This is a genomic window from Shigella sp. SIG6 (assembly GCF_053555815.1).
In genome coordinates this window covers 1-12,463 of the sequence record NZ_JBQZXC010000003.1, presented here as the reverse complement: position 1 = coordinate 12,463, position 12,463 = coordinate 1, and the positions used below count along the sequence as shown (strand labels likewise).

Here is a 12,463-nt window from a genome sequence, read left to right as displayed (position 1 = left end):
ATTGGGCCGCATCTCGTGGATTAGCAGATTGTTTTTTCTTCAATGAACTTGTTAACCAGCGTCATTAACTCGTCCGTTGTCGGTTGAGCAAGAGCCTGCTCTGCTAACACCTTCGCATCTTCGAAGTTCGTGTTACGGATAATCTTCTTAATGCGCGGGATAGAAATGGCGCTCATAGAGAATTCGTCCAGACCCATCCCCAGCAACAGAAGTGTAGCACGTTCATCGCCAGCAAGCTCACCACACATGCCAGTCCATTTGCCTTCAGCATGAGAAGCATCAATAACTTGCTTGATCAAGTTCAGCACGGACGGTGACATTGGCTGGTAAAGGTGTGAAATCATATCATTACCACGGTCAACTGCCAGAGTGTACTGCGTTAAATCATTGGTGCCGATACTAAAGAAATCAACTTCTTTGGCTAAATGACGTGCAATTGTTGCGGCAGCCGGTGTTTCCACCATTACGCCGATTTCAATTGACTCGTCAAACGCTTTACCTTCGTCGCGCAGTTCCTGTTTGTAGATTTCGATCTCTTTGCGCAGTGCACGCACTTCTTCAACAGAGATGATCATCGGGAACATAATGCGCAATTTACCGAAAGCCGAGGCACGCAGGATAGCGCGGAGCTGATCGCGCAGGATCTCTTTACGATCCATCGCGATACGGATAGCGCGCCAGCCGAGGAACGGGTTCTCTTCTTTCGGGAAGTTCATGTATGGCAGCTCTTTGTCGCCGCCGATGTCCATGGTACGAACGATAACCGCCTGCGAGCCACACGCTTCAGCCACTGCTTTGTAAGCAGCAAACTGTTCTTCTTCAGTGGGCAGCGCGTCGCGGTCCATGAACAGGAACTCAGTACGATACAGACCAACGCCTTCAGCGCCGTTACGCTCTGCACCTTCAACGTCACGAACCGTACCAATGTTAGCGCATACTTCTACCTGGTGACCGTCCAGCGTAATAGCTGGCAGATCTTTCAGTTTAGCAAGCTCTGCTTTTTCAGAAGCCACTTGCTCCTGAACAGCGCGCATTTTATCAATAACTTCGTTGGTTGGATTGACGTAAACCTGATTATTTACGGCATCCAGAATCAGATAGTCGTCATTTTTCACCTGAGAGGTGACGCTACCGGTACCCACGATAGCAGGCAGTTCCAGAGAACGCGCCATGATAGAGGTGTGGGAAGTACGGCCACCCGCGTCGGTGATGAAACCCAGCACCTTCTTCAGGTTCAGCTGTGCGGTTTCGGACGGCGTCAGGTCAGCGGCAACCAGAATGACTTCATCCTGAATGGCGCTCAGGTCGATAATCTTCAGGCCCAGGATGTTGCGCAGCAGGCGCTTACCGATATCACGTACGTCAGCCGCACGTTCTTTCAGGTATTCATCATCCAGCTCTTCCAGGGCAGAAGCCTGACCTTCGATAACTTCATGAGCAGCTGCGTCAGCTGTCATGTGTTTATCTTTAATCAGGGCTATGATTTCCTGCTCCAGCTCCTCATCTTCGAGCAGCATAATATGCCCTTCAAAGATGGCTTCTTTTTCTTCACCGAACGTTTCACCAGCTTTCGTTTTGATCGTTTCCAGCTGGGCTGATGCCTTGGCACGACCGCTCAGAAAACGTTCAACTTCCTGATCAACCTGGTCGGCAGAAATTTTTTTCCGGTCAATGACAATTTCGTCTTCTTTCAGAAGCAGAGCTTTACCGAAAGCGATACCCGGAGATGCTAAAATGCCTGAAATCATAACCCTACCTTACTTGTGACTGATTTTTAAAAGAACCCGGGAAATTACTCGAGTTCCGCCATCAGTTTAACCAGATGTTCAACCGCTTTCTGCTCGTCTTCGCCTTCTGCGGAGATAGTCACAACGGTACCTTGAGTCAGGCCCAGAGTCTGCAGTTTAAACAGGCTTTTCGCGCTGGCGCTTTTGCCGTTGGAAGTCACAGTAATTTCAGAAGTGAAGCCCTTAGCTTCTTTTACAAACTGGGCAGCAGGGCGGGTGTGCAGACCGTTCGGAGCGGTAATGGTAACTTCTTGCTGGAACATTGTATTTCCCCAACTTATAGGTTTAGTGTTGTGGAACTAAAGTCTAGCCTGGCGGTTCGACTTTAGCCTGTATTGTTAGCGCCAGTTTTTAACAGACGCGACGCACGAAGAGCGCAATACAGTCCATTGCTGGCGGGTGTTGACCGCTGATGTTTCGTACGTCATTAAACATTATGCCGCTAAAGGAAGAATTGAACCAAATCATAAAATCGATTCAGCTTTGGCTTTTCCTGTAACGATTAATTTCGCGCATCAAAATAATTAGTCTGGTTAAATACCAGTTCCGACAGGCTGAATCAATGCCAGGAGGGGTGAAAGTTTGAAGCAGGCCACAAAAAAGCACCTAAAAAGGTGCTTTTTTACGCATTTTTAACAAGCTGGCATTACTGTTGCAATTCTTTCTCAGTGAAGAGATCGGCAAACAATGCGGTGCTTAAATAACGCTCACCCGATGATGGTAGAATAACCACAATATTCTTGTTGGTAAAGCTTTCATCTTCTTGTAGTTTCAACGCTGCGGCAACAGCTGCTCCAGAAGAGATACCTGCAAGAATACCTTCTTCTTCCATTAGACGACGGGCGGTAGAAATGGCTTCTTCATTGGTGATGCCAATGACTTTATCGACCAGCTTGAGATCGAGGTTAGCCGGGATAAAACCAGCGCCAATACCCTGAATTTTATGCGGGCCAGGTTTAATCTCTTCACCTGCCAGCACCTGGGCGATAACTGGAGAATCGGTTGGCTCAACGGCGACAGAGATAAGATCGGTCTTGCCTTTGGTGCCTTTAATGTAGCGGCTGACGCCAGTCAGCGTACCGCCAGTCCCAACGCCAGCAATAAATACATCAACCTGACCGTCGGTATCTTCCCAGATCTCCGGACCGGTGGTTTTTTCGTGAATTTCAGGGTTTGCCGGATTGCTGAATTGTTGCAGCAGCAGGTATTTCTCTGGATTGCTGGCGACAATTTCTTCTGCTTTTTGGATTGCGCCTTTCATGCCTTTAGCACCTTCCGTCAGCACCAGGTTTGCACCTAACGCTTTCAGCAGCTTGCGGCGTTCAATACTCATGGTTTCTGGCATGGTCAGGGTGAGTTTGTAACCGCGAGCGGCAGCTACATAGGCCAGTGCAATCCCGGTATTACCGCTGGTCGGTTCAACCAGTTCAACGCCTGGTTTCAGCACGCCGCGCTTTTCGGCATCCCAAATCATGTTGGCACCGATACGGCACTTAACGCTGAAGCTGGGGTTACGAGATTCCACCTTCGCCAGAATGCGTCCGTTACCGATGCGATTCAGGCGAACCAGCGGCGTGTGACCGATAGTCAGCGAGTTATCTTCAAAAATCTTACTCATGGCCTGTCCTTAACTGTATGAAATTGGGATACAACAGGTAGCATACCCGCTCAGAGAATATGCGGAAGTAAGGATTTAGCATATCTATATACAGAAGGGAAATAATGACATGCAAGATGGAATAAGGGGCGGCATAAGCCACCCCTGTTTCACACAAACGGTTTACAAAATAACCGGTAGATTGTTACCGCCACATCGCGTGTTTATCGCGATAGCAATCGACCCACATCGCCGTCGCGCCACAAACGGCAACGGGCATGATGAACAGATTAAGCAGCGGGATCATCGTAAACAGGCTGGTTAAAGCACCAAACTGCATATTGGTGATTTTGTGTGTGCGCAGGGCGGTGCGCATCTCTTTAAACGGCACTTTGTGGTTATCGAAGGGGTAATCGCAATACTGGATGGCTAACATCCAGGCGCTAAACAGGAACCACAGTACCGGCGCGACGGTTTGCCCAATACCAGGGATGAAGTAAAGAATTAGTAATACAATTGCGCGCGGCAGATACCAGGCAAATTTTTGCCATTCGCGTTTCATGATTCGCGGCACATCTTTCATGATACCGAAAATCCCGGTATCTGGCGGTGTAGCGCCAGTCAATCGTGCTTCCAGTTGTTCAGCCAATAAACCGTTAAACGGAGCGGCAATCCAGTTAGCAATCGTGGAGAAGAAATAGCCAAACACTAACAGCACAGAGATGACAGCCAGAGGCCACAACAGATAACTCAGCCATTGTAGCCAGTCCGGAACGTAACTCATGAAAGTCGGGATCCAGACATCGAGCTGTGTAAAGAGCCACCAGAATGCGCCCCCCATCAACAAAATATTGACCAGCAGCGGTAAAATAACGAAACGCCGAATCCCAGGTTGCGAGACGAGCTTCCAGCCTTGCGCAAAATAGTAAAAACCGCTGCGTGGGGCAGATGTGAATGATGAAACCATAATCAGGATGAGCTCCTTTTGACCAATCCCAGGAAAATTCTGCGTATTTTACCGGGTAATTGCGCAATGGACAGTTAGGATATGTTCGAAAAAACAGCAAAAAGCACGATTTCATCTATCTTTGTGCTGTGAAAGTTAATAGTGCACTTGCACTTGAGGTAATCGGCAAATACTCTTAGTGAGTAAATGTTTGCCGTGGTGGCAAGGTGTTAGAACAACAGAGAATATAATGATGCAGGATTTGCGTCTGATATTAATCATTGTTGGCGCGATCGCCATAATCGCTTTACTGGTACATGGTTTCTGGACCAGCCGTAAAGAACGATCTTCTATGTTCCGCGATCGGCCATTAAAACGAATGAAGTCAACACGTGACGACGATTCTTATGACGAGGATGTCGAAGATGATGAGGGCGTTGGTGAGGTTCGTGTTCACCGCGTGAATCATGCCCCGGCTAACGCTCAGGAGCATGAGGCTGCTCGTCCGTCGCCGCAACACCAGTACCAACCGCCTTATGCGTCTGCGCAGCCGCGTCAACCGGTCCAGCAGCCGCCTGAAGCGCAGGTACCGCCGCAACATGCTCCGCGTCCAGCGCAGCCGGTGCAGCAGCCTGCCTATCAGCCGTTGCAGCAGCCAGTTTCGCCACAGGTCGCGCCAGCGCCGCAGCCTGTGCATTCAGCACCGCAACCGGCACAACAGGCTTTCCAGCCTGCAGAACCCGTAGCGGCACCACAGCCTGAGCCTGTAGCGGAACCGGCTCCAGTTATGGATAAACCGAAGCGCAAAGAAGCGGTGATTATCATGAACGTCGCGGCGCATCACGGTAGCGAGCTAAACGGTGAACTGCTTCTTAACAGCATTCAACAAGCGGGCTTCATTTTTGGCGATATGAATATTTACCATCGTCATCTTAGCCCGGATGGCAGCGGCCCGGCGTTATTCAGCCTGGCGAATATGGTGAAACCGGGAACCTTTGATCCTGAAATGAAGGATTTCACTACTCCGGGTGTCACTATCTTTATGCAGGTACCGTCTTACGGTGACGAGCTGCAGAACTTCAAGCTGATGCTGCAATCTGCGCAGCATATTGCCGATGAAGTGGGCGGTGTCGTGCTTGACGATCAGCGCCGTATGATGACTCCGCAGAAATTGCGCGAGTATCAGGACATCATCCGCGAAGTCAAAGACGCCAACGCCTGATACACTTAAGGCAAATTAACTCCTCTTCGAACCCCCGCTTGTCGGGGGTTTTTAGCATTGATGGTGCGATATGGAATCAATCGAACAACAACTGACAGAACTGCGAACGACGCTTTGCCATCATGAATATCTTTATCATGTGATGGATGCGCCGGAAATTCCCGACGCTGAATACGACAGGCTGATGCGCGAACTGCGCGAGCTGGAAACCAAACATCCAGAACTGATTACGCCTGATTCGCCTACCCAACGTGTAGGTGCTGCGCCGCTGGCAGCTTTCAGCCAGATACGCCATGAAGTACCAATGCTGTCACTGGATAACGTTTTTGATGAAGAAAGCTTTCTTGCTTTCAACAAACGTGTGCAGGACCGTCTGAAAAACAACGAGAAAGTCACCTGGTGCTGTGAGCTGAAGCTGGATGGCCTTGCCGTCAGTATTCTGTATGAAAATGGCGTTTTAGTCAGTGCCGCGACCCGTGGCGATGGCACCACCGGGGAAGATATCACGTCTAATGTGCGTACTATTCGCGCCATTCCGCTGAAGCTGCACGGAGAGAATATCCCGGCGCGTCTGGAAGTGCGTGGTGAAGTGTTCCTGCCGCAGGCGGGGTTCGAAAAGATTAACGAAGATGCGCGACGCACGGGCGGGAAAGTTTTTGCTAACCCACGTAATGCGGCAGCTGGTTCACTGCGTCAGCTTGATCCGCGTATTACAGCGAAGCGACCGCTCACTTTTTTCTGCTATGGCGTTGGTGTTCTGGAAGGTGGCGAGCTGCCGGATACTCATCTTGGCCGTTTACTGCAATTTAAAAAGTGGGGGTTGCCGGTCAGCGATCGGGTAACGCTTTGTGAATCGGCGGAAGAAGTGCTGGCGTTCTATCACAAAGTGGAAGAAGACCGCCCGACGCTGGGCTTTGATATCGACGGCGTGGTGATTAAGGTCAACTCACTGGAACAGCAGGAGCAGCTTGGCTTTGTCGCGCGTGCCCCGCGCTGGGCGGTAGCGTTTAAATTCCCGGCGCAGGAGCAGATGACCTTTGTGCGTGACGTCGAGTTTCAGGTTGGGCGTACTGGCGCGATTACGCCTGTTGCGCGTCTGGAACCTGTCCATGTTGCTGGCGTGCTGGTGAGTAACGCAACCTTGCACAATGCGGATGAAATTGAACGTCTTGGTTTACGCATTGGCGATAAAGTGGTGATTCGCCGCGCTGGCGACGTGATCCCGCAGGTGGTTAACGTCGTGCTTTCTGAACGCCCGGAAGATACCCGTGAGGTTGTATTCCCGACGCATTGTCCGGTATGTGGTTCTGACGTTGAGCGTGTGGAAGGTGAAGCGGTTGCCCGCTGTACCGGTGGCCTGATTTGCGGTGCGCAGCGTAAAGAGTCGCTGAAACACTTTGTTTCCCGCCGTGCGATGGATGTTGACGGAATGGGCGACAAAATCATCGATCAGCTGGTTGAAAAAGAATATGTCCATACTCCGGCAGATCTGTTCAAACTCACCGCAGGCAAACTGACCGGACTGGAGCGTATGGGGCCAAAATTGGCACAAAACGTGGTTAACGCGCTGGAAAAAGCGAAAGAAACCACCTTTGCTCGCTTCCTCTATGCACTTGGCATCCGTGAAGTCGGCGAGGCCACCGCAGCAGGTCTGGCGGCATATTTCGGCACGCTGGAAGCGCTGGAAGCCGCTTCGATTGAAGAGCTGCAAAAGGTGCCTGATGTTGGCATTGTCGTTGCATCCCACGTTCACAACTTCTTTGCCGAAGAAAGCAACCGCAATGTCATCAGCGAGCTGTTGGCGGAAGGTGTTCACTGGCCTGCGCCGATCGTTATCAACGCGGAAGAGATTGACAGCCCGTTTGCTGGTAAAACCGTGGTGCTTACGGGCAGCTTAAGCCAGATGTCGCGTGATGACGCTAAAGCTCGACTGGTCGAACTGGGCGCGAAAGTCGCGGGCAGCGTGTCGAAGAAAACCGATCTGGTGATAGCGGGTGAAGCTGCAGGATCTAAACTGGCGAAGGCGCAGGAACTGGGCATTGAAGTCATCGACGAAGCGGAAATGCTGCGTTTGCTGGGTAGCTGAGATGGAAAAAGAGCAGCTGATTGAAATAGCCAATACGATAATGCCGTTTGGCAAATACAAAGGGCGTCGCTTAATTGACCTGCCGGAGGAGTATCTGCTGTGGTTTGCCCGCAAAGATGAGTTCCCGGCAGGGAAGCTCGGTGAGCTAATGCAAATCACGCTGCTGATTAAAACCGAGGGGCTGACGCAACTGGTCCAGCCCCTGAAGCGTCCGCTTTAAGCTTTATCGGCGCTGCTTTCCTGCTGCGCCTGTAACTGTTCGGTCTGGCGTTTGTATCGACGCGCCAGCACCGCACAGACCATCAATTGGATCTGATGGAAAATCATCAGGGGCAGCACCATCATACCGATCACCGATGTGGGGAACAGAATGTTTGCCATCGGGATGCCATTTGCCAGACTCTTTTTCGAACCACAAAAGACGATAGTAATTTCATCTGCCTTATTGAAGCCCAGTCGGCGTGCCATAAAGACGTTAACTACAATCACGATAGCCAGAAGAACGCAGCTGACCACCACGATAAACAGCAATGATCCCCAGCCAACTTTATGCCAGATACCATTAACGACGGCTTCGCTGAACGCTGTATAAACCACCAACAGAATGGACGTCTGGTCAGTTTTCGCAATCCATTTTTTATTGCGCGACACCCAGTCACCAATCCACGGCCGGGAAAGATGCCCCAACACAAACGGCAGCAGCAGTTGCAGCATAATTTTACCGACCTGCTCAAGGCTGCCCCTTGCACCGTGAACATTCATCACCAGACCAACCAGCAATGGTGAAAGGAAAATCCCCAGCAGGCTGGATGCTGACGCAGAACAAACCGCCGCCGCGACGTTACCGCCCGCCATTGACGTGAAGGCGATTGCAGACTGCACGGTAGCCGGGAGAATGCACAAGTAGAGAAAACCGGAGTAGAGCATCGGGTCGACATTTACCGGTTTCCACCAGGCAAACAGTACACCCAGAATCGGAAACAGCACGAAGGTGCTGCACATTACCCACAAATGCAGTCGCCAGTGACCACCGCCAGCAATAATCGCCTCACGCGACAACTTCGCGCCGTGCATAAAGAACAGCAGGGCAATAGCTGCGGTGGTCAGATTTTCAAAGAAGGGGACGAAATCGCCTCTGGCCGGAAAGAAAGAGGCCAGCAACACCACCGTGATCAGGGTTAAGGTGAAAGGATCGAGGATACGAAAAAGTTTCATAAAGACTCCAGATGATCGATGGTTCTATTGTGCTTCTTCCAGTTTGAGAAATAAAATTGATTTATTGCATCCATTCATGAAGAAAACAGATGAATTATTCTTTAAAACAATTAAAGGTTTTCGTCACAGTAGCGCAGGAGAAAAGTTTTAGTCGTGCAGGAGAGCGTATCGGCTTGAGCCAGTCGGCAGTAAGTCACAGTGTGAAGGAGCTGGAAAATCATACTGGTGTTCGCCTGCTGGACAGAACCACGCGTGAAGTGGTGCTTACAGATGCAGGGCAGCAGTTGGCTTTGCGTCTTGAGCGACTGCTGGATGAACTTAACAGCACGTTGCGCGATACCGGGCGTATGGGGCAACAACTGAGCGGAAAAGTTCGGGTCGCTGCCAGCCAGACCATTTCCGCGCATCTTATTCCGCAATGCATTGCTGAAAGCCATCGCCGCTATCCAGATATTCAGTTTGTCCTGCATGATCGTCCGCAGCAGTGGGTGATGGAAAGTATTCGCTAGGGAGATGTCGACTTTGGCATCGTCATCGATCCAGGCCCAGTGGGCGATCTGCAATGTGAAGCGATTCTTTCCGAGCCTTTCTTTCTGCTTTGCCATCGCGATAGCGCTTTGGCCGTGGAAGATTATGTACCTTGGCAGGCATTACAGGGAGCGAAATTGGTGTTGCAGGATTACGCGTCAGGCAGCCGACCGCTGATTGACGCAGCGCTGGCGCGCAATGGTATTCAGGCGAATATTGTGCAGGAGATTGGACATCCGGCGACGCTGTTCCCGATGGTAGCCGCAGGCATCGGCATCAGTATTCTTCCTGCACTGGCGCTACCATTGCCTGAAGGTAGCCCACTGGTGGTTAAGCGCATTACGCCGGTGGTTGAACGCCAGTTGATGCTGGTGCGCAGGAAGAACCGTTCACTTTCCACCGCCGCTGAAGCGTTATGGGACGTGGTACGAGACTAGGGCAATGCGCTAATGGCTGGTCGGGAAGGGGATCCGTTGTATCAGATATAGATATCGATATGAGTCGTTTTTTCAACAGGATTTAGAAGGGATACATTCAGAGACAAACGCTGCTCTTTCTCCTGCGCCTTTTCTGCCTGCTGTTTCTGCAACTGCGCCAGTTGTGTTTCCAGTAGGGTGATTTGCTGTTGAATCAATTCGGCCTGTTTTTGCTTGTCTTCAGCACTGCCGCTAGTGTCTACAATCTCTTTAATTTGTTGAGTGAGTTTGATGATTTGCTGACTTATCCGCGCGATTTGTGAAGCAACATCGCTACCTTGTGATGCCCTGTTACTACTCTGTGTTTGTATGGAAGGAATTGAAGTTGAAGAGATAGTGGCCATTGTTCAGTCCTCGTCACTGTACGAGGTAATATCGGTAGAAGAACAAGGAACTTGAGAAGAAAAATCAATCTTACAAATCGCAGATAGCAAAAAAGCGCCTTTAGGGCGCTTTTTTGCATTGGTGGGTCGTGCAGGATGACTCGCTTCGCTCGCCCTTCGGGCCGTCGCCGCGAGCGGCTCCGTTGTTTCGCTGCGCTCAACTCAAACCTGCTGCAGGTTCGAATCTTTGAGTATCGCAGATAGCAAAAAAGCGCCTTTAGGGCGCTTTTTTACATTGGTGGGTCGTGCAGGATTCGAACCTGCGACCAATTGATTAAAAGTCAACTGCTCTACCAACTGAGCTAACGACCCGAAGTGGTGGGTGATGACGGGATCGAACCGCCGACCCCCTCCTTGTAAGGGAGGTGCTCTCCCAGCTGAGCTAATCACCCACTTCTCAATTTCTTGCTACACGGCGGAGACTACATAAAGTAGTTGGTGGGTGATGACGGGATCGAACCGCCGACCCCCTCCTTGTAAGGGAGGTGCTCTCCCAGCTGAGCTAATCACCCCCGCTGTGTGGAGTCGCATTATAGGGAGAGTTCAAAATGAGTCAACGCATTTTCTAAAGAAATTGTTCGTTCGTCGTAAATTTAAGCAAGATGATCGCAAAACAGACCGTGTTGCGCAATTTGTCAACGAAAACAATAATGCGTAAGGTAGAAACCCGAACTACATTGAGGAATCAGGCGGGAGTGATAGAATATCGCCCACTCAATTTTTCCAGGATTTGCCGGTTGTCGGCATCTTTCTAAACGTAAGGCCATTTCATGAAAATCAAAACTCGCTTCGCGCCAAGCCCAACAGGCTATCTGCACGTTGGCGGCGCGCGTACTGCTCTTTACTCCTGGCTTTTTGCACGTAACCACGGCGGTGAGTTCGTGCTGCGTATTGAAGACACCGATCTTGAGCGTTCCACGCCGGAAGCTATCGAAGCCATTATGGATGGCATGAACTGGCTGAGCCTGGAGTGGGATGAAGGTCCGTACTACCAGACCAAACGTTTTGATCGCTACAACGCGGTGATCGATCAGATGCTGGAAGAGGGCACTGCTTATAAATGCTATTGCTCTAAAGAGCGCCTGGAAGCGCTGCGCGAAGAGCAAATGGCGAAAGGTGAGAAGCCGCGTTATGACGGTCGCTGCCGCCACAGCCATGAGCATCATGCTGATGATGAACCGTGTGTTGTACGTTTTGCTAACCCGCAGGAAGGTTCTGTTGTTTTTGACGATCAGATCCGTGGTCCGATCGAGTTCAGCAACCAGGAACTGGACGATCTTATTATCCGCCGTACCGATGGTTCCCCAACCTATAACTTCTGTGTGGTTGTCGATGACTGGGATATGGAAATCACCCACGTTATCCGTGGCGAAGACCATATCAACAACACGCCGCGCCAGATCAACATTCTTAAGGCCCTGAAAGCGCTGGTGCCGGTTTACGCGCACGTTTCTATGATCAATGGCGATGACGGTAAAAAACTGTCCAAACGTCATGGGGCAGTCAGCGTAATGCAGTATCGTGATGACGGTTATTTGCCAGAAGCACTGCTGAACTATCTGGTGCGTCTGGGCTGGTCCCACGGCGATCAGGAAATATTCACTCGTGAAGAGATGATCAAATACTTCACTTTGAATGCCGTCAGCAAATCTGCCAGTGCGTTCAACACCGACAAGCTGCTGTGGCTGAACCATCACTACATTAACGCGCTGCCGCCGGAGTATGTTGCTACTCACTTACAGTGGCACATTGAGCAGGAAAATATCGATACCCGTAACGGCCCGCAGCTGGCTGATCTGGTGAAACTGCTGGGCGAACGTTGCAAGACGCTGAAAGAGATGGCACAGAGCTGCCGTTATTTCTACGAAGATTTTGCTGAGTTCGATGCCGATGCGGCGAAAAAACATCTGCGTCCGGTAGCGCGTCAGCCGCTGGAAGTGGTTCGTGACAAACTGGCCGCGATTACTGGCTGGACCGCTGAAAACGTTCATCACGCTATTCAGGCGACGGCGGATGAGCTGGAAGTGGGTATGGGTAAAGTTGGTATGCCGCTGCGTGTCGCCGTAACCGGTGCGGGGCAGTCTCCAGCACTGGATGTTACCGTTCACGCAATTGGTAAGACCCGCAGTATCGAGCGTATCAACAAAGCGCTGGATTTTATTGCTGAACGCGAAAATCAGCAGTAATTAGCGTGTAAAAAGATAAACGGCAGGAGATAATATC

10 protein-coding genes, 3 tRNA genes, 1 other RNA gene and 1 pseudogene are annotated in these 12,463 nt (G+C 50.8%); 5 read left to right on the top strand and 10 right to left on the bottom strand.

What is annotated here, in order from left to right; genetic code table 11:
• Positions 1 to 20: 20 nt before the first annotated feature.
• The 4 genes from ptsI to cysZ all read right to left on the bottom strand — a co-directional run bounded on the left by ptsI (position 21) and on the right by cysZ (position 4,351).
• Positions 21 to 1,748, bottom strand: coding sequence for a phosphoenolpyruvate-protein phosphotransferase PtsI (gene ptsI / locus ACUU1M_RS01070; protein WP_000623136.1), 1,728 nt, complete (start codon positions 1,746 to 1,748; stop codon positions 21 to 23).
• A 44-nt stretch (positions 1,749 to 1,792) separates the two neighbouring features.
• The gene (gene ptsH / locus ACUU1M_RS01065) at positions 1,793 to 2,050 is read right to left on the bottom strand and encodes a phosphocarrier protein Hpr (RefSeq protein ID WP_000487600.1); all 258 of its coding nucleotides are present in this window, start codon (positions 2,048 to 2,050) and stop codon (positions 1,793 to 1,795) included.
• 383 nt (positions 2,051 to 2,433) lie between these two features.
• Positions 2,434 to 3,405 carry a cysteine synthase A gene (cysK, locus tag ACUU1M_RS01060; RefSeq protein WP_000034406.1) on the bottom strand — a complete coding sequence of 324 codons (972 nt, stop codon included), beginning with the start codon at positions 3,403 to 3,405 and terminating at the stop codon, positions 2,434 to 2,436.
• A 184-nt stretch (positions 3,406 to 3,589) separates the two neighbouring features.
• A complete protein-coding gene (gene cysZ, locus ACUU1M_RS01055) occupies positions 3,590 to 4,351 on the bottom strand; it encodes a sulfate transporter CysZ (RefSeq protein WP_152028842.1) in 762 nt (253 codons plus the stop codon).
• Positions 4,352 to 4,580: 229 nt separating this feature from the next.
• Between cysZ and zipA the strand changes: the two genes are divergently transcribed.
• The 3 genes from zipA (at position 4,581) to ACUU1M_RS01040 (ending at position 7,858) form a co-directional block, all read left to right on the top strand.
• The gene (gene zipA / locus ACUU1M_RS01050; RefSeq protein ID WP_152028841.1) at positions 4,581 to 5,552 is read left to right on the top strand and encodes a cell division protein ZipA; all 972 of its coding nucleotides are present in this window, start codon (positions 4,581 to 4,583) and stop codon (positions 5,550 to 5,552) included.
• A 70-nt stretch (positions 5,553 to 5,622) separates the two neighbouring features.
• Positions 5,623 to 7,638: an NAD-dependent DNA ligase LigA gene (ligA, locus tag ACUU1M_RS01045; RefSeq protein WP_000443651.1), complete on the top strand. Its 2,016-nt coding sequence runs from the start codon at positions 5,623 to 5,625 to the stop codon at positions 7,636 to 7,638.
• Position 7,639: 1 nt separating this feature from the next.
• Complete coding sequence (locus tag ACUU1M_RS01040; RefSeq protein ID WP_000410201.1) at positions 7,640 to 7,858, top strand: DUF3820 family protein; 219 nt, start codon at positions 7,640 to 7,642, stop codon at positions 7,856 to 7,858.
• On the opposite strand, the gene ACUU1M_RS01035 is transcribed toward ACUU1M_RS01040, so the two are convergent.
• Positions 7,855 to 8,853, bottom strand: a complete 999-nt coding sequence (locus ACUU1M_RS01035) for a bile acid:sodium symporter family protein (protein ID WP_000765613.1) — start codon at positions 8,851 to 8,853, stop codon at positions 7,855 to 7,857. The genes ACUU1M_RS01040 and ACUU1M_RS01035 overlap by 4 nt on opposite strands.
• 89 nt (positions 8,854 to 8,942) lie before the next feature.
• On the opposite strand from ACUU1M_RS01035, the pseudogene ACUU1M_RS01030 reads away from it, so the two are divergent.
• Positions 8,943 to 9,818: pseudogene (locus tag ACUU1M_RS01030) on the top strand (LysR family transcriptional regulator).
• Between the two features lie 41 nt (positions 9,819 to 9,859).
• Here the strand turns inward: ACUU1M_RS01030 and ACUU1M_RS01025 are convergent.
• The 5 genes from ACUU1M_RS01025 to ACUU1M_RS01005 all read right to left on the bottom strand — a co-directional run bounded on the left by ACUU1M_RS01025 (position 9,860) and on the right by ACUU1M_RS01005 (position 10,752).
• Complete coding sequence (locus tag ACUU1M_RS01025) at positions 9,860 to 10,201, bottom strand: FlxA-like family protein (protein WP_000201413.1); 342 nt, start codon at positions 10,199 to 10,201, stop codon at positions 9,860 to 9,862.
• A 119-nt stretch (positions 10,202 to 10,320) separates the two neighbouring features.
• Positions 10,321 to 10,446, bottom strand: a non-coding RNA gene (locus ACUU1M_RS01020) — RtT sRNA.
• Positions 10,447 to 10,476: 30 nt separating this feature from the next.
• Positions 10,477 to 10,552: transfer RNA gene (locus ACUU1M_RS01015), tRNA-Lys, on the bottom strand.
• Between the two features lie 4 nt (positions 10,553 to 10,556).
• Positions 10,557 to 10,632, bottom strand: a tRNA-Val gene (locus ACUU1M_RS01010).
• A gap of 44 nt (positions 10,633 to 10,676) precedes the next feature.
• A tRNA-Val gene (locus ACUU1M_RS01005) sits at positions 10,677 to 10,752 on the bottom strand.
• Between the two features lie 258 nt (positions 10,753 to 11,010).
• On the opposite strand from ACUU1M_RS01005, the gene gltX reads away from it, so the two are divergent.
• On the top strand, positions 11,011 to 12,426 hold the full coding sequence (gltX, locus tag ACUU1M_RS01000; RefSeq protein WP_000695651.1) for a glutamate--tRNA ligase: 1,416 nt from the start codon (positions 11,011 to 11,013) through the stop codon (positions 12,424 to 12,426).
• Positions 12,427 to 12,463 lie beyond the last annotated feature (37 nt).

Excerpts from the sequence above, each read along its gene's own strand:
- ptsI (WP_000623136.1), bottom strand. The coding sequence starts at position 1,748 with ATGATTTCAGGCATTTTAGCATCTCCGGGTATCGCTTTCGGTAAAGCT.
- ptsH (WP_000487600.1), bottom strand. The coding sequence starts at position 2,050 with ATGTTCCAGCAAGAAGTTACCATTACCGCTCCGAACGGTCTGCACACC.
- cysK (WP_000034406.1), bottom strand. The coding sequence starts at position 3,405 with ATGAGTAAGATTTTTGAAGATAACTCGCTGACTATCGGTCACACGCCG.
- cysZ (WP_152028842.1), bottom strand. The coding sequence starts at position 4,351 with ATGGTTTCATCATTCACATCTGCCCCACGCAGCGGTTTTTACTATTTT.
- zipA (WP_152028841.1), top strand. The coding sequence starts at position 4,581 with ATGATGCAGGATTTGCGTCTGATATTAATCATTGTTGGCGCGATCGCC.
- ligA (WP_000443651.1), top strand. The coding sequence starts at position 5,623 with ATGGAATCAATCGAACAACAACTGACAGAACTGCGAACGACGCTTTGC.
- ACUU1M_RS01040 (WP_000410201.1), top strand. The coding sequence starts at position 7,640 with ATGGAAAAAGAGCAGCTGATTGAAATAGCCAATACGATAATGCCGTTT.
- ACUU1M_RS01035 (WP_000765613.1), bottom strand. The coding sequence starts at position 8,853 with ATGAAACTTTTTCGTATCCTCGATCCTTTCACCTTAACCCTGATCACG.
- ACUU1M_RS01025 (WP_000201413.1), bottom strand. The coding sequence starts at position 10,201 with ATGGCCACTATCTCTTCAACTTCAATTCCTTCCATACAAACACAGAGT.
- gltX (WP_000695651.1), top strand. The coding sequence starts at position 11,011 with ATGAAAATCAAAACTCGCTTCGCGCCAAGCCCAACAGGCTATCTGCAC.